The sequence below is a fragment of the Peribacillus cavernae genome, from assembly GCF_003989135.1.
Lineage (GTDB): Bacteria > Bacillota > Bacilli > Bacillales > DSM-1321 > Peribacillus > Peribacillus cavernae.
Map to the genome: position 1 here is coordinate 80,430 of NZ_RYZZ01000030.1, position 26,597 is coordinate 107,026.

The following is a 26,597-nucleotide window of genomic DNA, read 5'->3' on the forward strand; positions in this document are numbered from 1 at the left end:
ATGATTCTTACGTTTTTCCTCTTTAAAATCATTTTTGGTAACAAAATCCAACTTTTAAACGACTGATATGTAGTTTGTTTTGTACCATCACCTCCCAAAAATGAAAGCTTTTCTAATAGAGATTTCATCGATGCAAATGAGCTACAGTATTTGTTCAAATATTCAAAAAAATTTATTTAAAAAAAGATCGATATTGATGATATGAAAATGATTGAAAAAGTATATTTGAAATTCCAAATTCCAATTTCGAATGCTTTTGTCTTAAATAAATTTGCTGCAAGTAAATTCGCTGCAGAAACAGGCGAAAGTAAGAGTGTTATTTCCCAGCTCATTACAAGAGTTAATACAAAAAGTTCCGGTTTAAGACCGATGACTTCTGGTGACAACGTAGTTTCAAATATTGAGATGGGAAGTATTTGGTGTATAAAAATGGATGCTATTACACATGTTAAAATAATGATGAATACTGTTAATACGAGAGACAGTTTGCTAATGTATTTAAAATAGACTTGACAAGAAGGCAGGGAAATTTGTCAGAAGTACCCTCTGTGAAAAAAATGTTGCAGATATAATCATTATTGATTCTGTATGTACATTTAGTGCGACATTTGTAAAATAATCTTTTAATGAGAAAACATATTGTTTTATTTTTTTAATTGCAAGTGACCACGCAATAGAGTAAGAGATAGCTAAAATTGAAATTAATAAAAGAACATTAAAGTGAAGCCATTTTTCTAAAATAAATAAAGCTAAAAACAAACCCACAAAGGCAATAATTCCGGCAAAATAGGGTGACCAAAAGGCCGCAAGAGAAAATCCTTGTAAAAGACTTCTTGCAAATAATTTGTTCAAATATTCAAAGCGGCCTGTGAATAAATCGTACATCACTCTTAATGAACCTAAATTCGAAAAAGAGCTGACAATACTAGTCAATGCCGTAATAAATGCTACTTTTTTTAAATCCTTCTTCAAATAACGTGATATAAAATGATCGGTATACTCAATGTATCCACCATTTCGCAGAGGATATGACAGTAAGGGAACTGTAATAAAAAGGGGCACCAAAGCGACATTATCGAGAATAGAACTGACCCAATATTTCCAGTTCCCATCGTATAATTAAAAAAAGAAGATTTCCAATACTAGCAATAATCCACTCGTTACTTTTGGAAAGGTTGCCATCCACGGCCAGGATATAAAAAATACAAGAGCCACCAATGTAACAAGGAAGAAACCAAGAGGTATGGAGAAAAGTGAAAAAGCAATATATAAAGTAAAATAAATCCTCTTGTTAATGTTATAAACGCCATAAAGTGTTGCATGGTTCCACGACCCTAACCATTGTAGTTTCAATTAATAAGTCAGTGAATATCTTCAAAGGATGCATGTATCTGAGTGATTCTATTGACTAGTTATAATTACTTGTGGTTAAAATTCTAGGATAATATCACTCTCTCGCTTTTAACTTAAAACTAAGTCACTGTTTAACGAAAACCTTCTTTTGATATGGTGGCGATTTGCATTTTTCCAGCCTAATGCATCATTAGCAATTAAAATTCTTTGGATATTTGCAGAACCCTCTCCAAAATGAAGCATATTAGCGTAATTTACATATTTCATAATTGGATATTCATCCGAAATTCCAATAGCACCAAATATTTCAAGAGCACTTCGAGTTACTTTAGTGGCTACCTCCGAAGCGAAATACTTAGAATATGAACTTTCCCTTGTTGCAACCTCACCTTTATCCTTTAAGAAGGCACTTCGATACGTCTGCAGCCTTGCTGCGTCAGTCTCCACCACCATATCTGCGATTAAACGCTTAATCATTTGATATTCACCAATTTGATTTCCGCTTACTTCTCTTTCTTTACAATATTTTAGAGATTCATCTAAACATCCTTGAGAAATTCCAACCAGCCGGGCCGGAACAGTGAGACGTCCGTAATCAAGAGCGTTCATGGCAATTTTGAATCCTTCCCCTTCCTTACCTAGAAGCATGTCTCTTGGAATACGGTAATCTTCAAAGAACACTTCACAACTCCTCATCATATAGCCTAAAGAACTAATTTCGATCGGTTTCGCTTTGAATCCAGGACGATTTGTTTCAATAATAAAAGCAGAAATCCCTTTGTGCCCTGATTCCGTATCGGTCTTTGCAAATAAAACACCTACATCAGCTTCATTAGCAAACGTAATCCAAACTTTTGAACCATTTATTACATATTCATCACCTACTAATTGTGCTGTGGTTTTCATTGAGCCAGCTGGATCAGAACCTCCACCAGACTCAGTCAATGCAAACATGCCGATTAGATCAGCTCTTATTAAATCTGGAACATATTTTCTAATTTGTTCTTCTGTCCCCCAATTAAGTATGGTAAACGGACAGGTCATCGCTTGCATATTAAAAGCATATCCAAAAGCAGGGTGCGCTCTTGAAATTTCCTCTGCAATTATAGCAAGGTTCATAAATCCCATTTCTGATCCACCATATTGCTCAGGAAAACAAGCCCCGAACATCCCTGCTTCACCCATTTTCTTCAGAATATCTTTAGGGAACATTCTTTGGTTCTCATAATATTTCACGTAAGGTAAAATTTCTTTTTCAGCAAAATTTCGGGCCATTTTCTTCACCTGAATATTATCATTACTCAAATCAAAGTTCATTTAGCTTTCTCCTTTTCCCTTAGACTTTCTATTCTCTGGTTATATATGTGAATATTAAAATAGTTTGGCCAATACTCGTATTAGGCTGAAAGTTCTATAATAGTGTGTTTTTTTCTGCGAAATTGGAATGCTAAGATCGCGACTGTACCAACCATTGCAAGAGATGTAGCAACCACATTGGGGAAAATAAACCCTACTGCACAAAGAACCAGTCCTAAACGTCCCAACCAATTCAGCTTGCTAAATATGAATCCTTCTACAGATGCTGCTAAAATCGTCACTGCAACCACTAGAGAGAGTGTGTTCAAAGTGACATCAACAAAACTTGAGTTTAGAATCAGTATGGACGGTTTATAAACAAATACAAAAGGTACAATAAATCCTGCAATTGCTAGCTTGCAAGAAATCCAACCTGTCCGTTGTGGATCAGAACCCGCAATTCCGGCTCCCGCAAAGGCCGCAAGTGCAACGGGTGGCGTTAAATTTGCAATCACTCCAAAATAGAAAACGAAGAGATGAGCAGCTAATGGACTAATGCCAAAATTAGAAAGTGCTGGAGCTGCCATGGTTGCTGTAATAATGTAACATGGGATAGATGGTAAGCCTAATCCCAATATTATAGAGGCTAACATTGTTAAGACTAGAGTTATGAAAAGCTCACCCTGCCCCAATGCAATGATAATATTAGCAAATTTTAGACCTAGTCCAGTCAAACTAAAGACTCCTACTGTAATTCCAACAGCTGCACAGGCAGCTGCGACACTTAGTGTGTCTCGTACCCCTGCTTCTAAACTGCTCAGTATGTCGCGAAAACCCATCCGAGTTTCTTTACGCAGTGCGGCTATAACGATAGTTGCAAGGATAGTAAAGACTCCTACGTATGTAGGTGAGAAGTGCATGGATAGTAGGACAACAAGTAAAACTATTGGCAGTAATAAATGACCTCTTTGTTTTAATACATCCTTTACTTTTGGTAAGTTTTCTTTTTTTAAACCATGTAAATTATCCTTGTCAGCACGGAGATGAACTTGGACAAGTAAGCCATAATAGTACATTAAAGCAGGAATTATAGCGGCTATACAAATTGTTACATAGGGAACTCCCAAGGTTTCTGCCATGATAAAAGCTGCTGCTCCCATAACCGGCGGCAGGATTTGTCCACCCACGGCTGCAGTGGCTTCAACTCCCCCCGCAAACTCCGGTTTATATCCTACCTTCTTCATCAAAGGAATGGTAAAGGACCCTGTCGTTACAACGCTCGCAACTGCAGAGCCGTTGATTGAACCGTGCACTGCGCTTGCAATGACACCTACCTTTGCTGGTCCACCTTTAGAACTTCCTGCAGCAGCAAGAGACAAATCATTGAATAATGTACCCATTCCACTTTTCGTTAAGAAAGCACCAAAAATGATGAACAAAATGATAAACGTAGAAGATACGGCGATTGCATCTCCATAGATCCCTTCAGTTGTCACATAAAAATAGGAAAAGATATCTCCAAGTGTATATCCTCTATGACCTAATGCCCCTGGAAGGTAAGGGCCTAAATATGCATACGCAATAAAGATACCCGCCATCGCAGTTAACTCCCATCCTGCAACACGCCTAGATGCTTCTAAGACGAGTACACAGGTAATAGTAGCGAAGATGATATCAACAGAAGATGCGATCCCTCCACGATTTACGATCTCTGTGTAAAAAATAAAAATATAGCCTGCTGAGGTTAACGAAAGAACAGCAAGGGCTGAATCAAAAAAAGAGAGGGTTTTGCGAGAACTCTTTTTGAACCCAGGGTACAATAAAAAAATGAGACAAAGAATGACTGCAACATGTAAGGATCGGTGTTGTAGTGTAATCAGAGGACCAGCCCAAGCCGTATATAAATGGAATAACGCTAAACCAATAGCGATGACGGATACTAACGCAGTAAGCCATCTTTTATCAAATTTTCGATAGTTTGCTTCTGGATCATATTCTTCTAATAGGGCTTTTGACTTGTCAACATTTTCTTCATACATATCTTTCTCGAAATCAATGTTTTTACTCTTTTCTTTCATGTTCAACACTTCCTTTCTCTACGACTACCTGTCATCTTCATTACACTCTGAAATTAAACAACTAACAATCTCTTCATTCTCTGAAAGCAAAAAGCTACTATCGTCAATGGAATGAATTCATTCCATCTTCAGACTTGCAGTGGTTGGACAGGATGGGAAAGTCGGAATCTTAAAGAGATCCTCCAAATTAGAAAAGCTCAGGGCGCCTTGTTCAGCCCCGACAAGCATAAGGCGAGCAGAAAGAAGGCGTTCTTTCCTTCTTACTGTGATTTACTTGTGATCTCGAGGGACTAGGGCGTTATGCGTTAGACACCTTTCAAATTTCAATAAATTATATTTTCTCTTATCTTTTAAAAAAGTATAGGGGTAATGCAAGCTAAGAAATCATCGTTGGCTATCGACTTTATACTATTTCTATAACAGTAGCCCCCGTTTTAATATTTAAATTTAGTTCTTTCCGATTTCTTTAAAGTACTTTTCTGCCCCTGGATGAAGAGGAATTTCTAAATCCTTTACAGCTGCATCAATACTAATTTGTTCTGCGGTTTTATGGGCTGCGACCAATTGGTCTAAGCTTTCATAAAATGTTTTTGTAAGTTCATATGCTTGATCTTCTGGCATGTCGTCACGGACGGCTAAGATATTCTTTATAGCTACAGTAGGAACAGCTTTATCGTTTTTATAAGTTCCTGCAGGAATTTCACCCGGAGATACTGCAGCACCATCCGCTTTCATTTTCTCAACATCAGCAGTTTCAACTGGTACAACTTCTACATCCAAGGCTGTTTGTAAATCAATTACTGCAGAAACTCCCAACCCTGCTGTGATAAAGGCTGCGTCAATTGATCCATTTTTTAACTGTTCTACACATTCTGCAAAAGAGAGATAATCTGGTTTAACGTCATCATAAGTTAACCCATATCCTTTTAATACCATACGAGCATTTACTTCTGTACCGCTATTAGGTGCTCCAACTCCAATTTTCTTACCTTTAAGGTCCTCCACCGATTTAATGTTTTTGTCTTTAGGTGCAATTACGTGTACATAGTTCATATAAAGACCGCCCAAAGATTTCATATTTTTTATAGGACCAGTCTTTTCCCAGCTTGCTTTTCCAGCTGCAGCATCAGAAGCAGAATCAACCATAACTATAATCATGTCTACTTTTTTCGCATTTAGGAGGTTGATATTTTCTACAGCGCCGCTCGTAGTCTGTGCGGAAGCGTTATATCCTAATTTTTCGTTATAGAATTTTGCCATTGCTCCGCCAAGGGTATAATACACACCAGATGTTCCTCCTGTAGCGATTGTCAAATATTTATTTCCAGCAGGCGTCTTTTTCTCCGTATTCCCACTTGCAGCATTGTTATTTGTGGTGTTAGCGCCACAACCTGTTAATACCAAGGTTATTGCAAATATAAGTGCCACAAAACCCATAAATTTCTTTCTCATAGTATTTCCTCCCTTTTTTTTATGCATAGTACTCTTTTGAACTACCACACCATCATTTGAAGCGCTTTCACCTTTGTTATGTCAGAAATATGGACATGTTCCCCCTTGAAGTGGACAGGTATCCATGTACAGAGGAAATCTCCCAATTTGGAAGGAAAGGCCCTCCCAACAAATCAAAATCAAATATAATGATGGCGATTGATCTTCATAAATGTAAATGCAAAAAACTGTATTAAAGACCAACACCGAATACACCTAAATCTTCCCTAATAATTTTTATAGCAGCCAATCATGCATTAACCACCTCTTTTGAAAATAAAATTTGCATTAATTTAAATTTTTAGATTTTTTAATTAATTTTATTTTATATTATTACACTTTTAAATCTTTTACAATATTTTATAGGTTTTTTCTAAGAATTTATTTATTAATTTGAGTCTTGCTAAAAACTAGTCTTAAGAATTTGTCGATATATGACTAACTTTGAATAATTTCTAAAAACGAATAGCACCCCCTAATTTTGAAGAATTAAAAGGTTGCCATTCCGAATAAAAAGGAGGTATTTGGCCACTAATCTAAAAAACCCAATTTTTATAATGTACTTCTACGGAACTTTATAATTTCCAAGTCTTCATTGGATTAAAAAGCTCCTTATAATTAGGTTTGGTAGTCATCTCCAAATCCCTAATTAAAAGGAGCTTGTATACCGCATATATAATTTGATGCAATTAGTACTTCTCAATTTTCCCAAAGTAAGGTGCTTGGTCGCGAAGCAGTTTGCGTAAATCTTTCATAAATCTTAGGCTCTCTATCAAATCTCAAATGAAACAGGCAACGTTCATTCGAGATAACGAACCTTGTTAAAAACCAACTTGACAAATCATGAAATTCTTTATGCTATGTTAATGGATTAAAGTATGTATTTTATTTTACTTCCCTCAACCCATCCAAAGAAGTTATCGACTGCACCATCTAAGAATTCAATCGTCAGTTCATGGGTAAGATTGCCCGTCTCATCGAATTTTTCATGAGTTGAAGATACATACACTTCATTTCCAGGCAGGAGCCGGGAGGAACCCCTGGTGCGAATAAGACTTCCCTCAAAATGAAGCTAGGCACGAATTGTTCCCATTAAGGATATAGAAGCACCAACAATCCACGATGGCTTGCCTATTACTACCTTATCCACGCGAGGCAACTAATCAATCGTATTCTTTAAGACACCCGGAATGGAGTAATTGTATTCAGGTGTGACATACAAAACAGCATCCGCTTCCGCCATTTGCTTTTTAAATTCTTTTACTATTTCTGGCGGATCATTTTCAATATCCTGGTCAAAATGTGGAAGATCACGAATGTTTAGAATTTCGATATGAAAAGAATTAACATACAAAATGTCTAAGAATCATAAATTATAACAGAAAGAATAATCCACTTTAAATTCAATTGTAGTAAGGTCATTCGTTGCAAAGTCTAAGCCAAAAAAAAAGGGAGATGTTTGGACATGAATGATATGGCAGGTAATTGGATGGGTTGGTTGGGTATCCTTTCGGCAATTGTTGGATTTTTCTACGCACCAATTTGGCTAGGTGGTATTGCTATTATACTCGGACTAATTGGCCTGGCTAGCCCCAAAAAAGCTTTAGCATGGTGGGCAATCGCCCTTGGAATTGTTGCGATTATCATTCCATACCTTTTTTAACCAGCAAATTAGGGGGGGCCGCTAAAGAAGCGCTACCCCTTTTTTTATTACAGAAAATGTGACCTTATGGCCCGAATGATTTGCATTTCATTAAAAATAATTTTACTCACCATGCATCCACAACGCATATCTTTGAAATGATTATAAACGGGTTTCTGGCATATTGACACAGAAAAACCCGAATAAAGGACTTTTTTCAAAATTGTCCATTATTCAGGTTAAGTTCAAAAATCTTGGTAAGGTGGTTTTTGTTATTTTTCGAAATTACACAATTTTTTCATTTTTATAGAACTGAGGGTACACCCTAGTGAACAAATTTTCACATGGAGGACCGGCAGTAACAAGCATACTCTTCTCAGTTAAATCCATTATAATGGATGCTAATGTTTGTATATTTCCCTCGGATTCCAGATGACGGCAAATTGAATTGGGATAGTTATCATGGTTCCTTAACGCATTTTGGATTTGATCAATTCCCACCTCGGAAAATTTTGATAATTCATGTCTTATGCGATTCGCTCTACCTGGAGAATCTGGTAATATCTCAAGAGTTTTATCTTCAAAATGAGTGTCGACTATAAAATTGTTAGCATGGCCTAATATCCCCTCAGTGGGCTCTAAATAATAAATATTTTCTTTTCCCCCCGGGCCTGTTTCCAGATCCAGGATGGTACCTTTATCATTTGCAATAACGAAGTTACCGGAGGAAGCCCGATATGGAAGAGTTACCGCTCTGATTGCTTCATTAAAAGTTTGCGAATTTAGTATTTTTCTTAGAATTGCATGGAAAGGAACACCTACTTCACCCTTATCTAACGAGCTTACTAGCAGGTTTGCACATAAACCAATGCCGGCTGAGTTAAAGCCAATTTTGCCCAAATGACCCGCCTCAGCCACCATAATGATTGACGGATAAGGTTCTTGTTGTATTTCGGTTATTATCGTATTTTTTTGGACTGGCGTTTTCCAATCCCAGTTTTGTCCAATTATAACGTGTTGGTTGGTCACATTGTCTTTTGATAAAGCATATGAAGTACATTCAGCTTCCACTCTTTGCGTTAAACCAAACATAATTTCAGTCCTTACATTTAACGCCATTAAATCAGCCAAGTCCAATTCTGAACCTTTAGCCATTCCTTTCAATTCTTCAACCATTTCAGGGGCATAATCCTGAATGGGTTCCACAAATTGGAGTGCCTTGTTCCGTACAGTGTCCCAATCGGCGTCAGCATACTCCTTGAAAATATTTTTGTAAATCTCCACATTTCCGTTGATTTTATCAGAGACTCGCTCGCCAATAAACGTTCCTCTTTTAAAAGGATCCGATTCTTGTACTTTCAAGTGAAAAAAAGGACTTTCTTTTGTCACGCAATTTCACCTCCATATATAACTTATTAGCTGCTCAAAATAATAAATGTTAAGCCAAAGAGGGAAGCCTAATTGACTATTTGCTTAGGTGTGCGGATACCAACAAATGTGTGCTTGGTATCCGCTTCTGAATATCTTGGCTTTAGTGCCGATTAACTATTACGCATAAGCAGGTGTATTTGGGAAAGCAAGCATATCGTAGTCTGAAACAGATATCTTTCCTTCATTAATTAATTGATTTACCCGTTCTCCACGATTAATTAATTTAAGCGGTTCCCGATTTTTTCGGATTTCATCTCTAAGTTGCTTTGTAGCCGATTCATCTATTTCGTATGCACGTCTCGGATTTTCAACCTTTTGAAGAATAACACCATAATCATCTTTGGCGCTTTCAAGTGATACGATATTCCGTTGTACATCGAGACGTACTCTTTCGGGATCTCGTTCTAAGGGATCTCCCCAGCCTCCACCCCCAGGGGTGGTAATTCTAACAATATCTCCTGCTTTAATAGGAATAGATTCGTGGCTGTGGATAATCTTTTTTTCCTGAGGAGTCCCAGGATTAATCCAACAAACCCCAGGCTTTCCTGCCATACCTCCGTTTACACCAAAACAGGCAAATTCAGTTCGGTATGCTACAGGTGAAAAATATCCATCAACCAATGCCCGAACATCTTTTAAGTAACCAAGTCCTCCTCTGTGTTTACCGGGACCTCCAGAATCAATATATGCTCCTACTCGTTCTACGATTACTGGGTAACGCTGTTCAATGAATTCTGCAGGTAAGTTTCTGGAGTTTGGAACCAAGTCCACCATATCAGTTCCATCCTCGTATGGTCTTGCTCCAGAACCAGCGCCAAAGATTTCACGGTACAAGAAGGGTTCGCCTTTTTCATTTTCCCCAAAGATCGCATATAATTGGATGTTTTGCATAGCTGCTACTGCGTTTCCTTTTGTTGCTTTTACCATTGCAGCGGTAAATGCATTTATCATCATTAACATAGATGTCATCCTGTCCGAACTAGGTGCTGGAAACCTTGCTGATAAAACTGTTTTAGGAGGGAGCATACACTGGAATACTTTCGTAAATCCATCATTAATGACCATTCCAGGAGCATACCCTTTTATAAATGCTCCAAGCCATTTTGAAAAGTGTCTGCCATCCATGGGCCAGTTTATAGGTCCTTTGGTTTGGGGATCAGTTCCTTCGAAATCAACTATCATACGTTCGGAATCCTTGAGAATCGTTAATTTAATTTTAACGGGTTTATCACGATCCACCCCATCATTTTCAATAAAATCTTCTCCTATAAATTCCCCTTCAGGGATCTGAGGAAGGGCCTTTTCAATAACTGTTTTTTCACATCTATCCATAATCTCATAAAAAGCAGCTTCCACAGTATCTGTATCATATCGTTGACACAATTCAAGCACCTGACGTTGAATAAGTCTGGCACAACTAATAAATGCATCAATATCCCCACGCAACTCATCTGGAAAACGACTGTTTCTTAGAATAATGCGATAAGCTTCTTCATTTAATTTTCCTTGGTCGTACAACTTAATCGGTGGACACATGGTTCCGTCTTCAAAAATACTGGTCGAAGACAGAGGCCAGCTTCCTACTACACGTCCCCCAACGTCCGTACAATGGCCGAAAATCTGAGAAAAGCCGATTATCCTCTCATCACTAAAAACCGGAACTACCGCACAGTAATCAGGGAGGTGGCCAATGGTTCCTAGAGAAGAATAAACGTCATTATACACAAAAACATCTCCTGGACGAATATCCTCAAGTTCATAGCAGTTTCTAATAGGATCAGCAGTTGCTGCCCATGATACATGAGTTACACTATTACAATCCACTGTATTGAAGGATGCCCGGTAATCATGTTGCTCCCGAATGATAGAACCTCTAGCCATTCTTTCAACAACAGCTTCCCCTTCATCTATAGCCCATTCAAGGGCACCCTCAATAATATCGACGGTTAAAGGATCTAATAGCTCTTTTCTCTCTTGAATTCTTGGCCAATGTTCATCATGTCTTGGCCATTCCTTAAATCGAAAAGGATCATACTTCTCCCTGTCTTCGTATTTATTCATGTCAATTTTCATGTTAGATACCTCCCTTTTTCTCACAAATGATATAACCAAGATGATCAACTTGCGCAGTCCATTCAGGTTCCATAACAAAAGTAGAGTCAAATTGTTTAATGATAGCAGGTCCTTCAAACGGTTTATTAACAGGGATTTTGTATCTGTCATACACAGGTACAGAATAATATCCAGATTTTCCATTTTTGGTTACGTACATTTTGTTTTCACTAACTAGAGCATCATTTAAATCACGAGAGTTGGAATCATATTCAGTTTGCTGCAGCGGATTAAGTAAGCCAACCCCGGTTGCTCCAATGTTTACAATCTCAACCAGTTCTTTGGTTTCATAGGAGTACCCGTAACGGTCAAGGTGAAAATGATGAAATTTATTAATGGTGTCCCTAATGATCTTTTCAGATACTTGCCCGCCTGCAGGAAGATCTACAGGCACCCTAATTTCAAACGCTTGACCCCAATATCGGAAATCCATAAAACAAAGAATTTTCAGGTTCTTTTCATTGAATCCTTCATTTTTTAAGTAATTTATTGATTTTTCACGAACTATTTTAAATTCGGACTGGAGTTTTGTAATGTCTAGTTCATCTTCACGTTGGACATCGGTTATAACCTCATCTGCTCGAATATCTGTTAATAGCAACCCTTCGGCTGAAGTTAGTCCAGGAAGCAGAGGAACAATGACCCTCTTAATTTTTAGGATATCGGCTGAACGGCAAGCATGTAACCCGCCGGCACCTCCAAACGGGTACAGTGCATACATCCTAGGATCTTGCCCTCTAGAAATGGAAACCAGATTGATCCCCCTGGCTATGTTTTCGGTTCCTATTTGAATAATTCCGTCAGCTGCTTCTTCTACAGTTAAGTTAAGAGGAGAAGCAATTTTTTCCTCTATAACTTTTCTTGATGCTTCCGCTTTCAATACAACATTACCGTCTGCCAATGAAGTCGGAATGCGGCCCAATATAAGATGGGCATCTGTTATAGTAGGATGTTCACCACCGTATCCATAACAGGCCGGACCTGGATCAGATCCTGCGCTTTCGGGACCCACTTTTAAACTATTTCCAGCTGTCAACCACGCAATAGATCCTCCACCGGCACCTACTGTAGTCATATCTACCATAGGCGTTTTAATGTTGTAAACATCAATCTGCCCCTCAGTCAGCATCTTCGGTTCACCATTTTCAATCAGACAAATGTCAGTGCTAGTTCCACCCATATCAAGTGTGATTAGATTATGAAAATCGCTTGTTTTTGCTAAGGCCGCCGCTGAAACCACTCCTGCTGCAGGCCCAGATAAAACAGCACTAATAGGTTGTTTTTTAATCGTTTCACTATCCGTTAATCCCCCGCTGGACTGCATAATATAAAAACGTGTTTGGTTTTGAGTGTTTTCAAGTTGTTCTGTTAATTTTTCTACATAGCTTGAAAGTGACGGCATTAGCCCCGTATTCAAACAAGTACTGACCGTTCGTTCATATTCTCGGTATTCTCTAATAACATCAGTTGATATAGATACATAGCAAGAAGGATATTCATCTTTTATAATCTCTCGAACTTTTTCTTCATGTATGGGATTCCTATATGAATTTATTAATGACACAGCTATAGCTGGGACACCTATTTCTTTGAATTCTCTGGCTACTTTTCTTACAGCTTCTTCGTCTAAAGGCCGTAATTCATCCCCCTTGTAGTCTAATCTCCCAGGGATTTCTCTAACTAGTTCAAGGGGAACTACACGAGGCGGTTTAATCCAGGTAACAATATCACCAAAGTCACCTGGAACCGTTTGCCGTGCGCATTCCAACATTTCTCTATAACCGCCAGTTACAATTAAACCCATTTCACTATACTTACTCTCTAGAATTGCATTCGTTGCAACGGTAGTACCATGCATGACCATGGATATATCTGATGATTCAATCCCCATATCTTTTAAAGATCTAATCCCATTTAGAAAACTTTCTGAAGGATTTTTTGGCGTTGAACGGACTTTTAAAGCTTTTCTACTTCCGATTTCCTCGTTAAAAGCGACTACATCTGTAAACGTACCACCAATATCAATACCAATTCGCCATGACATAGTATTTCCCCCTCAATGTGTAGTTCTTGCCAGGATCCTATATTCTTTATCACGTTTACAAACGCTTCATGCGTTTGTAAACGTAACCTGCAGTTATAATTGATTATAAAATTCTTTGGATGTTAACCTCGATTAATTTAAGTAGCATTAACCAATGCAGGGGGACGTTTATTTTTCCAAGGACGTGCTTGTTCGAGTTGACTGGCTAGATTAATTAGCGTTGACTCCTCAGCATAGCGTCCGCCAAACTGCATCCCTATCGGCAGGCCATTGCTGCTCCACCCGAGAGGGAGCGATATCGCAGGCTGGCCTGTTGTATTAAATAGATTAGTGAATGGGGCATAAGTAAATATTTGTTCAGTCCATTCTTCAGCATTGATTCCTGGAGCATTTTGATTTAATTCACCTAGAGGGAGTGGAGGCTGGGCTGTTGTTGGTGATAATATGATATCGTATTTCGTGAAAAACTGTCCTACCGACCTTGTAACTGCTGCCATGATGTCGGTTGCTTCCAGTAACTGGGGAGCAGTGATTGCCTGACCATATTGGTAACACGCAAAGCTCGCTGTTTCAAGATTTTCTTCTGAAGGAACGCGGTTTAAGGCTTTAGCTACTCCATTTACCATATGGGCCACATGCGCGGTCCAAATTCGTAGTGTAGCAAGATTATGCAATTCTACATCGATCTGTGGGGATGCCTCGACAACTTCGTGTCCAAGTTCTTGACAAAGTTTTACCGTTTCACGCAAAGCGTTAATACATTCTTGATTCACCGGCACTCCAGTAAGCGGCTTTTCCATGTATGCAATGCGAAGCCGTTTTGGCGGAGCATTAACCTCTTCTAGAAACGACCTATTGTGAGGGGGCGCAAAGGAGTAAGCACCAATATCAGGACCGGCAACAGCATCTAATAATGCCGCTGTATCACGGACACTCCGCGAAACAGCAAACTCCACCCCGATACCACTTAGCAATTCTCCAAAAGGCCCGGTTGGTGTACGTCCACGAGTTGGTTTTAACCCTACCAATCCATTACATGAAGCCGGAATTCGGATTGAACCTCCTCCGTCATTAGCATGTGCTAAAGGTACAATACCCGCAGCTACAGCGGCACCTGCCCCACCACTTGATCCCCCTGGACTGTGATCCGTATTCCATGGGTTTCGGGTTGGCCCGTAAAGAATCGATTCTGTTGTCGCGTTATACGCCCATTCTGGAGTTGTAGTTGTTCCAACAGTGACTAATCCCGCATTTTTGAACCTCATCATTAATTCGGTATCATCAGAATAAACTAACCCCTCAGCTAACCGACTTCCTAGATTCGACGGAACATCCGCAGCATGCAATAATGCCTCTTTAATTAGAAATGGGACTCCAGCGAATGGTCCTTCCTGTGATCCTTCAATTTCTTGGCCTGACTCAGCAAGAAGATTATTAACCGCGTTTAACTTTGGATTCAATTCTTTGATTGCTTCCACAGCTATATTTTTGAGTTCTTTCGGAGTCACCTCCCTTTTTCTAACCAGCTCGGCCAAGCCTGTCGCGTCATAATTCGAGTACTCAGAAAACTTCATCTCCAAACCTCCTAGTGATTTGATAGCGTGCTTAGCTGTATTATCTCAGATCATGTTTTCTTTACATATTACTCAAAAGTGTGATTTTTCAATAACTAGTAATCCTCTAAATTACTATCATCTTATTTTGTTTTAAGTCTAATAAAAGGAGTATGGAATAGGATTTTATTGAGTACACAAAGTAATAAAATTGATAGAAGTGACCCATCTGCTGATTTTTCGGTTCAGAAAATAGTACTTTCGGGTGATAAATAAAACACAAACCGGTGTTATACTATTCATAATATTTCGTATATTAGAGGTGGAGCATTGATTAAAGATTACCAGTTATCTAAGAAAGAATATCGAGGAATATTGGAATTTTTAGAACATCTGGCACATCCGACTGAACATTTCCGCCATCAGATTCAACATGTCCTTTCAAAAATATGGGGATATCATCAGTCTGTTTTATGGTTCACGGACGAAGCTGGGAATATTTCTTATCCACACCTATACCAAATTAAGGATAAGGTGATCTATGATTACATGGCCAATTATGATGAACTAGACTTTCTCCATCCGAAAAAGCACTTGAATAAAATGTCGGAGCAAAGAGCATTTTGTATCCACGATATGGTTTCCTTTGATCAGTTTGAAAAGAGCGAATATTTTAGAGGCTTTATAAAAAAGCATGATTTTCATGATGAAATGGTAGCCAACTTTACTTACCAAGATAAATTGGTAGGAACGCTAGGATTGTTAAGATCTAAAGATGACCGCCCTTTTAATCGGCGAGACATGAAGATATTTGAAGCCATATCGACGTTCATTTCGCAAAAAATTTCCAGTCAAATCAGGTTGCAGAATATAGAACAACAAAAAAGAATATTAGAAGCCCATGCAGATAAATCTCCTCTTGGTCTTATCATTTTAGATTTGTCCTTTCGCCCCCTTTATTACAATACGTCTGCTAGAGACATCACTTCAGAGCTATTGACCAATGAGAATGAAAAAACGATAGACCTTTTTGTGATAAAGTACCTGATGTGTCAACAAAACGTACAATTAGGCTTTGTAAAATCCGTTATTTCCCCTTCTTTTCAAAAATACACCATTCAATTCGATCCGAAATCAGACTATCAAAAGGATACAGTATATTTAGTCCATCTTATCCCTGAAAAAGGTGACAGATCCTCTACACCATCGGTTGATCAAAAACTCTCCTTATTAACACCAAGAGAGATGGAAATTTGCCATCTAGTTCGGAAGGGGTACACAAACCAGGAAATTTCGGAACACTCATTTATCAGTATTAATACTGTAAAACGACATATTCAAAATATTTTTAGCAAACTGGAAGTCAAGAACCGTACTGGTTTGCTTAGAAAATTGGATCATTTATGAATGCCTTATTTATTTTATTGAAGTAAACCAACACAAAAAGACTCGATATGGAAACCGAGTCTAACGTTGCATAGACGTATATTATTTCGATTGCTCCTTGATCTGCTCAACAGTTTCTTCGGCCCAAGAGTATTTCTTGTAAAACTCTTTATGAACACCCTCGGTTGCCTGGATCATTTCTGATTTAAAATCTTCATCCGGCACGGTTATCTTTAATCCGTTTTCTTTTAGGAATTTTTTATCATCTTCTTCACCTTGTTCGGTCAGCTCCCACTCACGCTTAACTGTTGCCTGTACAGCCTCTTCCACGACCTTTTGCTGCTCAGGGGATAAGCTGGTCCAGAATTTCTTACTTGCAACATAATTGTTTGGTAAAAATAGATGGCGCGTTTCTAAAACATGAGTTTGTACTTCATACCATGCATTAGAGCGCAATGTTGAATACGGATTATCTTGTCCATCTATTACTTTCTGTTCAAGGGCTGGAAAAATCTCAGGTATAGGCATCGGGGAAACAGTCGTTCCCAAAGCTTGGCCTGTAGCAATCATTTGAGGGACATTAGGCATCCTTAATTTTAACCCTTTGAAGTCTTCCATTTTTTTCACAAGTCTGTTACTTGACACTACACGAAAGCCGTTAATTCCATATCCAAGATGCTTTAAACCAGTTTTAGCTTCAAATTCAGTCTTGATATCCCCTCCAATCGGGCTGTCGAGTACACCTTTCGCATGAGCATAATCTTTAAACAAAAAAGGTAATGAGAAGAGCCCGACCTTAGGTACATCCGGTTCCATGATTTGACTGAGAACTGCCATTTCAATAGTTCCATTACGGGTACCATCATACATAAACTCTTCTCCACCAATGGTGCTGTTTGGAAAAAGATCCACTTTTAACTTTCCATTTGAATTTTCCTCAACCATTGGCAAGAACTTTTCTTTTATCGCTTTATTGACAGCGTGGTCATCGGCATAAAAATTGGCTATTTTAATGGTTGTCGTTTTTCCTGATTTTTCTCCACCGCCAGACGAACTTGTATCTTTAGTGCTTGCGCTGCATCCTGTAAGTAAAATAAAAGTGAATAATACTAAAAATATAGATTTCTTCATAAAAAGCGCCCCCTTAAACATAATAGAATCACAAGCATTAAAGTGTTGAACTAATATTAGTTCGGAAGGAATGTATACTCGATCGAAAGGCTTCAATTATATATTCCAAAGGTTTTTAACTCTAATATTCGTATATACCAATTATTCTATCTTTTCCTTCATTATAAAGGCAGTCATCGCATCCCCGAATTCATCGTTCCCCACTTGGCTAATCGATCTTACTTATGTCAAGGCATAAGGAGTGGTACTGCCACTTAACACATGTACAATATTCAACGCGGCCTTTTTTCTCAATTCCACCATAGCTTCCTCCGAATACCAGGCACTATGGGGCGTAATAATTACATTTTCCATATTTAAAAATGGACTATTAGTACTCACCGGTTCCTCTTCCAAAACATCAAGAGCGGCACCGGCAATCACTCCTTTAGTAAGGGCATCAACTAGCGCGGCTTCATCAATAATCGGTCCGCGCGCTGTATTGATAATCACGGCGTTCGCTTTCATTTGGCTTAATCTTCCTTCATTAATTAAGTGATATGTATCTTTGATGAGAGGTACATGAATGGAAAGAAAATCTGCGACTTGAATCACTTCATCTAGATCCATTTTTTAAACTCCGGCTTTTTCCATATCCTCCGCTGAAACAAACGGATCATAAGCCGCCAGCTTAAAGCCCAAAGGCTTTACCTTTTCAACCAGGCTGCGCGGAATTCGTCCGAAACCTAATACACCAACCGTTTGTTCATTAAAACGGTGAATGGGCACGGAAGCTTTGAAATCCCAATTTCCTTTTTTCACTTGATTATTTAATAAAGTAACTTTTCGAGCCAAGGATAAAAGAAGTGCCAGCGCATGGTTTGATACTTCCTCCATGCCATAGTCCGGTACATTGGCAACGGTTATTCCTTTTTTGGCTGCGGCTTCTAAATCAATCGTATTAACCCCGACACCATATCTCGAAATAACTTTGCACTTATGAAGAGATTCAATCACCCGTCTGCTGACAGGAGCATATTGATTTAAAAGGGCATCGGCATCTTTGGCATGATGAATCACTTCATCTTCCGTTTTACATTGTGCCTTTACAAAATGAATTTTAATTCCTGCTTCTTCGAATACTTCCTCTTCATACGCTAAATTTACAAATTCATAGTCTGTTAGGAGTACTTTAAATTCCATTATTTTTTCTCCTTTTAATTTGCCTTATTCTTTAAGAATCCCTGAGCCAATAAGGATATATTATGATCAGCCCAGGGACACATTAAATTATTTTGAAATAATTGAGGTCACAACCTTTGGTATGCCTAGACCTGCCGCTCCCAGTTTGGAAGTTTTGGCCTCTGGATAATAGCGTTCAATCATCTGGACGCCAAGCGCAGCTCTTCTGACACGTTCTTGGGCTAAAGAAATATTTGTGCTTTCCCACTGTTTTCCGGAAGGATACACATCCGGATGGTTGCGCAAACCAAATTTAATATAGACAGGAGCCAGGACACGGATTATTTCCGGAATTTCGTAGTAGCGCAAGAATCCGCCGAAGTTGTCAGGAACTTCTACGTATAAATCGATCGGAATATCTATTGCCTGGCGAATTGATGCCAGTTTTGCGAGGGTAAGGGCAGTTGGCACATTGTATGTGCCAGCTCCTAGATCTTCCATTAACTTCACGGAGACCGGGTTAGCAGATCCCATTTGAACGGATACTTTAATCACAAAGTCTTCCGGCAGCTGTCCATGCTTTTTCATTTCTTTTGTCAACATGAGCAGCCCTTCGTCGGCAACTAAAGCGCTGCGCAAGCCGAGGTTTGCACCTCTTTTTAAATCCTCCATTGCATAGACCAATTGGTCGACACCTTCATGACGCAATGCAATTGACTTTCCTGCGCTTGTTAAAGGCTGTGCACTAATATCCCATGTCCCTCTCGGACCGACAAATAAACTGAGCTCCATGCCTCTTTCAGCAGTGATTTTGCACATTTCCATGATTTCTACATCTGTTTGCAGCATGATACCGCTTCCTTGTGATATACGGTGTACCGTAATGCCATGGAGATCAATTGCTCGTATGGTTTCTTTTAAAGCTACAGGGCCTTCCACACTCGGCAATTCGATTCGATATTGAGCTCCGTCTGGAAACGTTTTTGTAGAAGTGGGCAGTTCTTGAAAATCCGTTGAAGGATACCCTAGCTTTTCTAATAGTTCACGAGATTCTTTCACTGTTTACACCTTCTTTAAGATTAATATTTTTCAGAAGTGACTCTGTATGCCCCACATATCTCTCCTTCGTTTCATTTTTTAAAAAGTAGGGCCTATTCTCCAGATTCCAAAGTCATGCTGTTTTAAAATTTCTGCTTTCGTAAGCTTGCCATTGGCTACATGTTGAATTTCGCGCAAAATTCTATTACCCACCTGGTCTACTGATTCTTTACCATCCACAATACTCCCCGCATCCAAATCCATATTTTCAATCATGCGCTCAAACATGGGAGTATTCGTTGATATCTTAATGACTGGAGCAATCGGGGAACCGGTAGGCGTGCCTCTGCCTGTGGTAAAGAGCACAATTTGTGCGCCACCAGCTACCATGCCCGTCAGCTGCTCAATATCATGACCGGGAGTATCCATCCAAACGAGCCCCTTTTTCGTGGGAACCTCTGCGTAGTCCACAATCTCTTCCAAGCGGCTCGATCCTGATTTAGTTGCAGCTCCGAGCGATTTCTCCTCAAGTGAGCTTATTCCGCCTTCCAAATTTCCCGGACTTGGATTGCCAGTACGAATGTCAACTCCCATTTGAATCGAGCGATTTTCCATCGCACCAATAATTTGATAGGCTTTAATGGCTACTTGATCATTAGCTGCTCTGGTTGCTAGTAAGTGTTCCGCTCCAATTAGTTCCGTAGTTTCAGCCAACATGGCTGTTCCCCCTTGCTCAACAAGTAAGTCACTGGCTTTTCCTACCGCAGGATTAGCCGACAAACCGGAACAAGCATCAGAGCCTCCGCACTCTGTACCTACAATAAGTTCGCTGAAATCACACAGCTCTCTTTTCACAATAGAAGCATCCTGCACCATTTTCACAGCTATTTTAGCTGTTTCGGCAATGGCTTGAAGCGTTCCGCCATGATCCTGGATTGAAACAACTTCAACCGGTTTATTAGTTTTTGCAATTTCCGTCGCCACCCGGTTAGCCTGATGTGTTTCACAGCCCAATCCTAAAACAATTACGCCATAAACGTTTGGGTTTTTCCCCATACCTGCATACGTTCTGAAGGTTTGATCATAATCGATTCCTACTTGTGCGCATCCATGCTGGTGAATGAAGGTAACAGTGCCGCTTACGAGTTCCGTTACTCTTCGCGCTGTCTGTGTGGCGCAAGTAATTGTCGGTAAAATGAGCACATGGTTCCGGACACCGACTCTGCCGTCTGGACGGCGGTAGCCATAAAATTGCATATTTTCAGTTAACAATTTTGTCACCTCTTCCTCTTTTTCCTTCCAGATTATGGACATGGACGTGGGCTCCAGCTTCTATATCCATTACAGCTGCTCCAATTACTTCACCGTATTTTTTAATATCTTCGCTTTTCTTGATGAGCCTGACCGCGAATTTATGCCCAAACCTTATCGGTTCCAAAACTTGCACAATTATTTCTTTGCCGTTATTTCGTATTGCAACAGACACATTGGCGGGAATCTCAGACAATGCTACGGCTACATTATCTTTCTCACTTAAATAAAGAGTTTTATACTCTTCCATCATTCCCACCCCTTAATTTGCTTTAGTCAGAATAGGATTTGGCAGTTTGACAGGATTGCTCAAAACTCCAATTCGCGGGATTTCAATTTCCACTCTGTCATTGTCTTTTAAGGTGAATTCGTTAGGTGGTACAATACATGTGCCAGTAAGTAATACTGTGCCGTCAAAAACTTGATTATCAAGAATGAGGTAGTCTACTAGTTGATCAAGTTTACGTTTTAACTGGCTTACCTGTGCTTCTCCTTCAAAAACAATGTGCTCATTTCGATAAATACGGCAGATGATTTTAAGTTCATAAGGATCAGTTACCGCCTCTTCTAATAGAATCGCTGGCCCAATTGAACAAGAATTCTTCCACATTTTTGCTTGTGGTAAGTATAAAGGATTTTCACCTTCAATATCTCTGCAACTCATATCGTTGCCTATGGTGTAACCAATGACCTCCCCACTTTTGTCAATAACCAGGCCTAATTCAGGTTCAGGAATTTGCCAGTTAGAATCAGAACGCAAATTTACAGGATCATTAGGGCCAACTGTTCTCGCTGCTGTGGATTTGAAAAAAATTTCCGGACGTTCTGCATCATAGACTTTGTCATAGAAAGTCTGACTGTCCAGTTTACCTTGTGTCGCTTCATAATTTCGGGCTTCTTTGCTTTTTTCATATGTGACTCCTGCCGCCCACACCTCGGGAGCATCAATTGGGATCGTCACTGTTACATCCTTCATATTTCTCTTCGGTTCGCTCTTCTGGTTGATCAACTTGTTAATAAACTCCAATGGTGATTGGTTTTCCCGTTTCATACCATTAATAAAAGAAAGAAAATCTTCAAATGGCAAATCGTATATTTCATCGCTTTTAGATAAAGCTGCTAACTGCTTTTGATTTCGCTCATTAATATACCTGATAATTCTCATTTTTACCTCCTGCTTTACTTCTTAAGAAGTTTGGCTTTTTGATAGTTAAACCCTAATTCTTCTGAGATATTAAACGTGCATTGTTTTAATAGATTTACATACTCCTCGAGCTTTTCACTGGTCGCCTTTGCGACAGGTGTTGACATGCTAGCTGCAGCAATAACTTTACCTGAGTAATCTTTGACGGGTACAGCTACGCAAACGATCCCTGGTTCATTCTCTTCGTTGTCCAAGGAATATCCCATTAAGCGAACTTTTTCTACTTCAGCCATAAACTGTTCCTGTGAATTAATTGATTTTTCGGTAAGCTTAGTAAATTGATAACCAGTTATAAGTTTTTTTATCTCGTCGTTGCTTTTATTCGCAACAAGTGATTTTCCAACAGCACTAGTGTGAATGGGAACTCTTCTTCCGATCCTGGAATATACTACTGTTACGCCGCTGCCTTCCACTTTATCGATATAGACTCCATACTGGCCATCCAATATAACCAAATGGACAGTAAGATTTGTTGTATCTGATAGCATTTCAAGATGCTTTCTTGCTACAGTACGAAGGTCCAGATTGCTAACAACAACGTTCCCTCTCTCAAAAAGCTTCAGCCCCAGCATATACTTTCCATTCTCTTCATTTTGAATAATGTATCTATTTGATTGCAGCGTTTTTAAAAGCGAATGAACTGTGCTTTTATGCAAGTCCATTCTCTTGCTGATTACTGTGATGGTTAATTCTCTCGAGCGTTCGTCAAACAAGTCTAAAATCTTTAAAGCACGCTCAACGGATTGAATAATGGGCATTTTTCATTCTCCTCTGTTCTTGTTTCTTCTTATTATAAGTATTTTTATCCCATTATTCTCTTTAATGACTTACTGTACTTTTGCCACTTTGTATAACATCAGACCGATAATCAAGTTCAGCATCGTGATAAACAGCCAGCGGAACCACACCGTTTGCTGCATCGGTATGTCCATGCATCCTATTGCTTGCAGCCACCAATTTCTGACGTGCATTCATCTTTTGCTTTCTCTCTTGCATTAAATCTTTGCGTTCATTTTTTATTACCTCGGAAAATTCATAAACTATTTTGCCTTGAGATAATTTTTCCGTGTTTACAAATTCAATCCGACGATCACTTAGACCGAGATATAATAAATCCCCTGTCTTTAAATAACCTATGCCCCCGCCTTCAAAAGCTTCCGGAGTCATGTGTCCAATTGCTGCTCCATAAGTAACGCCGGAGTATCTGCCATCGCTGATAATGGTAGCAAGTTTTTTCAATGTACGGCTGGCATTGATATGTTGCATAGGCGTAAACATCTCCGGCATCCCAAAAGCAACCGGTCCTTGTCCAGCGATGATAACAGCGATTTTCAATATGCCTTCTTCAGTCATGGTATCGAACAATTCACCATATTCTTTGTCCTTCAGGTTATCCCAGGCAGAAGCGCTATTAAATTTTAAAACTTCAAGCAAAATATCGTGTCTGAAAAGCTTATGCTCACGTATTTGTGTGAGCGTGTCAGGATCGAGTAAACTTCTGTTCGCATCGTCTTCATTTTCATAATATAGAACAAAAGCAAGCTTTTTATCGAATTGGCTAAGCTGTGGCGTTGACATGCCACTGATTTTAACAACTGCGCTTTCAAAAAAATTTCCTCTTAACACATCAACGCCACTGAACGGCCGGCGAGGAGTGGACAAAATGACTGAATTTTCTTTTACATTTGATGCCTGTAGGCTTTGTGTTATTTCAAGTCTTTCTTTCCATGTTTTTGCTGCCACGGTATGAGCCTCCACATCCATTGGCACTCCATTTTCCATTAGTTCGTGAAATAGAGTTTCCATTCCGCGACTATTGCCGCTGCAACACTGCATGGCCAGTTCATAAATATCTCTGCCTTCTGTTAAACTATAATTAAACAAATCAGGTATCGGGTGGGAATGGTGGATTTCATCCAATTCCCATAAGCTGAATTTATAGCCGGCATACAACATACCTGCCACAATGTGTATCATTAGATTAGTAGAGCCTCCAGAGGCGCTATGTATTCGAATTCCATTTCTGATATTAGTAGCGACTATATTGGAAACCCCATACTCTTCCATATTAATCATTTCAGCAAGGCTATCTAATGCCGCATTGATCTGACGCTGGGTTGGCGGATCAGTAAGAAGTTCCAAGGCCGGATGAACAAGACCTAGGCCTGCAACCAAATGCCTCGAACTGTTTCCTGTTCCATTAAACGCACATACTCCACCTTGCCCATCACATGTTGCAACCGCTAAACGCATTTCAAAATATTTATGTTTTTCTTTTGTAAGCAGACCTCTTTCAAACGCTCTTTCGAATACCCCTTGAAATGCTGTATTGGATGAGCATTGTAAGATATATGCCATCGTATCCCGCAGGTCAATTGCGATGTCTGCAGCTCCCTCTTTTTCAGCTTTTCTAGCAAACCCTTCAAGTTCCACTACAACATCTTCAGGAATAGACCCGCCTTCCAAAACATGTGCTGGAGCAAATGTAGCAAAGAACGGCGCTTCCCCCCGGTTTCGACGTAGACGATCCAGGTGGGCAAGACCGCTTACCACGCCAAGCGGTTGTTTGTCGCATCCCTGAATCACAAAAGCGCCGTGATAACTATGTGCTTCCAGTTGATTAACAATCATTTGTGCTACCGCATTCCGGCTTTGAAGAGAGTAACTCATTCCCTGATTACTTTGAGCTGTGCCATCACACATAACCGGTGTAGAGAAATAAAATGGTACTCCGCCATTCTGCCAAATTCGAATGGCAGCTCGTGCAGACGTTTGAAAGTCCATAATATGGGCCGGATGATCAGCTGATCCTCCAATAATTGCGATGCGTGGAGCATTATTTTCCAGCCTTAAGTAAATGTTCTCCAAAGTCCAGTCCGGCTTTTCGCCTTCATATGTTGTCCCTAAAGTAAGCTTTGCTCTGTCCAATAAGCCTGCAACTGTAATTGGTTCATTTGCCTTTCCCTGAACATTGTCCCGATAAGGATTTATGTCACTGTTTATATTAGGATATAAGCGATTCATGATTATCCCCCTTCGTTAAAATATCCACATAATTAATAGAGCAATTAATGTTCCTCGGCTGCTACATAATTCAAAAAAGAGTTAAGTCAACTATTCAGGATAAGATTCGATGATTCTGATAAAATTTCAATTTCTGGTATCTTCTTAGCCTGATCCAAAAAGCTTTCAGATATCAAGATCTCTCCAATCTCCAATGTGTTTTTTATTCTTACTATTTTCGCTTTTTTCAGATCAAACGCATTGCAGGTTTTAATCGCTGCTTTTATGGCCAATTCGTCAGTGTCTAATACCATGGGAAGCTTAACAACTGACGTAACAGTACTTGTGAGCGCGTTGGCATATCCTTTCTCCCATGCGATTTCGTTCATGACAGTTTTGGTTGTCATGTCCGCCATTCCGATTCCATTTGCATTACCATGTGTCTTTTCAGTCAATCCAAGAACGACTATTCTGGTAATATCCGGTCCCCCACTGGCATATGGAGTGGCGTACCTCCCTGTAATATTAGGATCCATCCCATCTCCGGAAATATCTTTCCCCAGCTCGTCAACTATGAGTACGTCTATAGAGTCAAAATAGATACTCGGCATATAGGATTTGGCTTCTTTCAAAAGTTCCGGTTCCATCTCTTCCATTTTCTCTGCCGGAACTGCAACGATTTTTGCAGGGCGGTCATATGCATTTTCTAATGTTGCCAAGCCAAATATAATTGGCGTTTCCTTCATGGTAATCTTCGTCATTTCCACAACATGTTCAGCCATATACTTAAAACTGAAAGCATGAGCAGCTTCGGCTCCTTTTTGCTTCCCCAAGCCGATCGTAATCATTTTCATTAGTCCGCTTTCAACGGGTCCTCTGAAAGCTGTATGAGGTTTTATTCTGTTTATGACGGCAATTTTATCTGCCTCATAAGCAAACCTATCAACATATACAGGCAAGCCACTAGGCAACTCTCCCAGCTGGACTACTTCCATTGATGAGCGGATCGGAGCACCAACAGTATCCTCAGTAACACCCAGCTGCGAAAGAACGTCAATTTGTCCTTCAGCAGTAGCACCTCCATGACTTCCCATTGCAGGGACAATAAATGGTTCTCCACCTACACTTTTAATAGAATTGACTGTCTCTCGTGTAATGATTGCGATATCTGCAACTCCTCTACTCCCAACTGCAATGGCAACGCGGTCTCCAGGAGATACCCTGGAGAGAACGTTAGCCTCTTTTATTGCGTTGTGAACCTCACGTGCTGTGTCTTCCAGTTCTGGAGCGCTAAACTTTTGCTTGACTTTTACCATTTTTGGCAAACTGATTCCTTGTAGTAGTTCAGATATGATATCCATAA

At 39.6% G+C, this 26,597-nt stretch carries 20 protein-coding genes and 1 pseudogene; 3 read left to right on the forward strand and 18 right to left on the reverse strand.

Annotation, left to right across the window (positions count from 1 at the left end; all coding sequences use genetic code 11):
• The first annotated feature begins 207 nt into the window (after positions 1 to 207).
• Entirely contained in the window at positions 208 to 507 is a 300-nt protein-coding gene (locus ELQ35_RS17185; RefSeq protein ID WP_126866361.1) for a hypothetical protein, read from the forward strand.
• Here ELQ35_RS17185 and ELQ35_RS17190 read toward each other — a convergent pair.
• From ELQ35_RS17190 to ELQ35_RS23215, 5 genes are all read right to left on the reverse strand, one after another.
• On the reverse strand, positions 499 to 888 hold the full coding sequence (locus ELQ35_RS17190) for a hypothetical protein (RefSeq protein ID WP_126866363.1): 390 nt from the start codon (positions 886 to 888) through the stop codon (positions 499 to 501). The genes ELQ35_RS17185 and ELQ35_RS17190 overlap by 9 nt on opposite strands.
• 573 nt (positions 889 to 1,461) lie before the next feature.
• Positions 1,462 to 2,670 (reverse strand): acyl-CoA dehydrogenase family protein, encoded by a 1,209-nt coding sequence (locus tag ELQ35_RS17195; RefSeq protein ID WP_126866365.1) that lies wholly within the window; start codon positions 2,668 to 2,670, stop codon positions 1,462 to 1,464.
• 80 nt (positions 2,671 to 2,750) lie between these two features.
• Positions 2,751 to 4,727 carry a TRAP transporter permease gene (locus ELQ35_RS17200; RefSeq protein WP_246026113.1) on the reverse strand — a complete coding sequence of 659 codons (1,977 nt, stop codon included), beginning with the start codon at positions 4,725 to 4,727 and terminating at the stop codon, positions 2,751 to 2,753.
• A 447-nt stretch (positions 4,728 to 5,174) separates the two neighbouring features.
• Entirely contained in the window at positions 5,175 to 6,179 is a 1,005-nt protein-coding gene (locus ELQ35_RS17205; RefSeq protein WP_185861808.1) for a TAXI family TRAP transporter solute-binding subunit, read from the reverse strand.
• Between the two features lie 1,198 nt (positions 6,180 to 7,377).
• Entirely contained in the window at positions 7,378 to 7,572 is a 195-nt protein-coding gene (locus ELQ35_RS23215) for an NADPH-dependent FMN reductase (protein WP_246026114.1), read from the reverse strand.
• A 111-nt stretch (positions 7,573 to 7,683) separates the two neighbouring features.
• On the opposite strand from ELQ35_RS23215, the gene ELQ35_RS17215 reads away from it, so the two are divergent.
• Positions 7,684 to 7,881 carry a C4-dicarboxylate ABC transporter gene (locus tag ELQ35_RS17215; protein ID WP_126866369.1) on the forward strand — a complete coding sequence of 66 codons (198 nt, stop codon included), beginning with the start codon at positions 7,684 to 7,686 and terminating at the stop codon, positions 7,879 to 7,881.
• A gap of 264 nt (positions 7,882 to 8,145) precedes the next feature.
• On the opposite strand, the gene ELQ35_RS17220 is transcribed toward ELQ35_RS17215, so the two are convergent.
• From ELQ35_RS17220 to ELQ35_RS17235, 4 genes are all read right to left on the reverse strand, one after another.
• Positions 8,146 to 9,249, reverse strand: coding sequence for a C45 family autoproteolytic acyltransferase/hydrolase (locus ELQ35_RS17220; RefSeq protein WP_126866371.1), 1,104 nt, complete (start codon positions 9,247 to 9,249; stop codon positions 8,146 to 8,148).
• A 159-nt stretch (positions 9,250 to 9,408) separates the two neighbouring features.
• The gene (locus ELQ35_RS17225; RefSeq protein WP_126866373.1) at positions 9,409 to 11,364 is read right to left on the reverse strand and encodes a hydantoinase B/oxoprolinase family protein; all 1,956 of its coding nucleotides are present in this window, start codon (positions 11,362 to 11,364) and stop codon (positions 9,409 to 9,411) included.
• A 1-nt stretch (position 11,365) separates the two neighbouring features.
• Positions 11,366 to 13,447: a hydantoinase/oxoprolinase family protein gene (locus ELQ35_RS17230; protein WP_126866374.1), complete on the reverse strand. Its 2,082-nt coding sequence runs from the start codon at positions 13,445 to 13,447 to the stop codon at positions 11,366 to 11,368.
• A gap of 137 nt (positions 13,448 to 13,584) precedes the next feature.
• The gene (locus ELQ35_RS17235) at positions 13,585 to 15,021 is read right to left on the reverse strand and encodes an amidase (protein WP_126866376.1); all 1,437 of its coding nucleotides are present in this window, start codon (positions 15,019 to 15,021) and stop codon (positions 13,585 to 13,587) included.
• 309 nt (positions 15,022 to 15,330) lie between these two features.
• Between ELQ35_RS17235 and ELQ35_RS23820 the strand changes: the two genes are divergently transcribed.
• Positions 15,331 to 16,407 carry a LuxR C-terminal-related transcriptional regulator gene (locus ELQ35_RS23820; RefSeq protein WP_370873461.1) on the forward strand — a complete coding sequence of 359 codons (1,077 nt, stop codon included), beginning with the start codon at positions 15,331 to 15,333 and terminating at the stop codon, positions 16,405 to 16,407.
• 81 nt (positions 16,408 to 16,488) lie between these two features.
• On the opposite strand, the gene ELQ35_RS17245 is transcribed toward ELQ35_RS23820, so the two are convergent.
• The 9 genes and pseudogenes from ELQ35_RS17245 to ELQ35_RS17285 all read right to left on the reverse strand — a co-directional run bounded on the left by ELQ35_RS17245 (position 16,489) and on the right by ELQ35_RS17285 (position 26,595).
• On the reverse strand, positions 16,489 to 17,517 hold the full coding sequence (locus ELQ35_RS17245) for a TRAP transporter substrate-binding protein (protein WP_126866378.1): 1,029 nt from the start codon (positions 17,515 to 17,517) through the stop codon (positions 16,489 to 16,491).
• 222 nt (positions 17,518 to 17,739) lie between these two features.
• Positions 17,740 to 18,699 (reverse strand): annotated as a pseudogene (locus ELQ35_RS17250) (C-terminal binding protein).
• A gap of 87 nt (positions 18,700 to 18,786) precedes the next feature.
• Positions 18,787 to 19,737, reverse strand: a complete 951-nt coding sequence (locus ELQ35_RS17255) for a U32 family peptidase (RefSeq protein ID WP_126866380.1) — start codon at positions 19,735 to 19,737, stop codon at positions 18,787 to 18,789.
• A 78-nt stretch (positions 19,738 to 19,815) separates the two neighbouring features.
• Positions 19,816 to 20,973, reverse strand: a complete 1,158-nt coding sequence (locus ELQ35_RS17260; RefSeq protein ID WP_126866518.1) for a UxaA family hydrolase — start codon at positions 20,971 to 20,973, stop codon at positions 19,816 to 19,818.
• A gap of 4 nt (positions 20,974 to 20,977) precedes the next feature.
• Complete coding sequence (locus tag ELQ35_RS17265; protein WP_126866381.1) at positions 20,978 to 21,277, reverse strand: UxaA family hydrolase; 300 nt, start codon at positions 21,275 to 21,277, stop codon at positions 20,978 to 20,980.
• Between the two features lie 12 nt (positions 21,278 to 21,289).
• A complete protein-coding gene (locus tag ELQ35_RS17270) occupies positions 21,290 to 22,192 on the reverse strand; it encodes a fumarylacetoacetate hydrolase family protein (protein ID WP_126866383.1) in 903 nt (300 codons plus the stop codon).
• Positions 22,193 to 22,206: 14 nt separating this feature from the next.
• On the reverse strand, positions 22,207 to 22,989 hold the full coding sequence (locus tag ELQ35_RS17275) for an IclR family transcriptional regulator (protein ID WP_126866385.1): 783 nt from the start codon (positions 22,987 to 22,989) through the stop codon (positions 22,207 to 22,209).
• A 61-nt stretch (positions 22,990 to 23,050) separates the two neighbouring features.
• Positions 23,051 to 25,255, reverse strand: coding sequence for a dihydroxy-acid dehydratase domain-containing protein (locus ELQ35_RS17280; protein ID WP_185861809.1), 2,205 nt, complete (start codon positions 25,253 to 25,255; stop codon positions 23,051 to 23,053).
• A gap of 86 nt (positions 25,256 to 25,341) precedes the next feature.
• Positions 25,342 to 26,595: a nickel pincer cofactor-dependent isomerase, group 22 gene (locus ELQ35_RS17285; protein ID WP_126866389.1), complete on the reverse strand. Its 1,254-nt coding sequence runs from the start codon at positions 26,593 to 26,595 to the stop codon at positions 25,342 to 25,344.
• Positions 26,596 to 26,597: the final 2 nt, after the last annotated feature.

What these genes read in the sequence shown, in the direction of transcription:
- ELQ35_RS17185 (WP_126866361.1), top strand. Translation starts at nt 208, where the DNA reads ATGATTGAAAAAGTATATTTGAAATTCCAAATTCCAATTTCGAATGCT.
- ELQ35_RS17195 (WP_126866365.1), bottom strand. Translation starts at nt 2,670, where the DNA reads ATGAACTTTGATTTGAGTAATGATAATATTCAGGTGAAGAAAATGGCC.
- ELQ35_RS17200 (WP_246026113.1), bottom strand. Translation starts at nt 4,727, where the DNA reads ATGAAAGAAAAGAGTAAAAACATTGATTTCGAGAAAGATATGTATGAA.
- ELQ35_RS17205 (WP_185861808.1), bottom strand. Translation starts at nt 6,179, where the DNA reads ATGAGAAAGAAATTTATGGGTTTTGTGGCACTTATATTTGCAATAACC.
- ELQ35_RS17215 (WP_126866369.1), top strand. Translation starts at nt 7,684, where the DNA reads ATGAATGATATGGCAGGTAATTGGATGGGTTGGTTGGGTATCCTTTCG.
- ELQ35_RS17225 (WP_126866373.1), bottom strand. Translation starts at nt 11,364, where the DNA reads ATGAAAATTGACATGAATAAATACGAAGACAGGGAGAAGTATGATCCT.
- ELQ35_RS17230 (WP_126866374.1), bottom strand. Translation starts at nt 13,447, where the DNA reads ATGTCATGGCGAATTGGTATTGATATTGGTGGTACGTTTACAGATGTA.
- ELQ35_RS17235 (WP_126866376.1), bottom strand. Translation starts at nt 15,021, where the DNA reads ATGAAGTTTTCTGAGTACTCGAATTATGACGCGACAGGCTTGGCCGAG.
- ELQ35_RS17245 (WP_126866378.1), bottom strand. Translation starts at nt 17,517, where the DNA reads ATGAAGAAATCTATATTTTTAGTATTATTCACTTTTATTTTACTTACA.
- ELQ35_RS17260 (WP_126866518.1), bottom strand. Translation starts at nt 20,973, where the DNA reads ATGCAATTTTATGGCTACCGCCGTCCAGACGGCAGAGTCGGTGTCCGG.
- ELQ35_RS17265 (WP_126866381.1), bottom strand. Translation starts at nt 21,277, where the DNA reads ATGGAAGAGTATAAAACTCTTTATTTAAGTGAGAAAGATAATGTAGCC.
- ELQ35_RS17270 (WP_126866383.1), bottom strand. Translation starts at nt 22,192, where the DNA reads ATGAGAATTATCAGGTATATTAATGAGCGAAATCAAAAGCAGTTAGCA.
- ELQ35_RS17275 (WP_126866385.1), bottom strand. Translation starts at nt 22,989, where the DNA reads ATGCCCATTATTCAATCCGTTGAGCGTGCTTTAAAGATTTTAGACTTG.
- ELQ35_RS17280 (WP_185861809.1), bottom strand. Translation starts at nt 25,255, where the DNA reads ATGAATCGCTTATATCCTAATATAAACAGTGACATAAATCCTTATCGG.
- ELQ35_RS17285 (WP_126866389.1), bottom strand. Translation starts at nt 26,595, where the DNA reads ATGGATATCATATCTGAACTACTACAAGGAATCAGTTTGCCAAAAATG.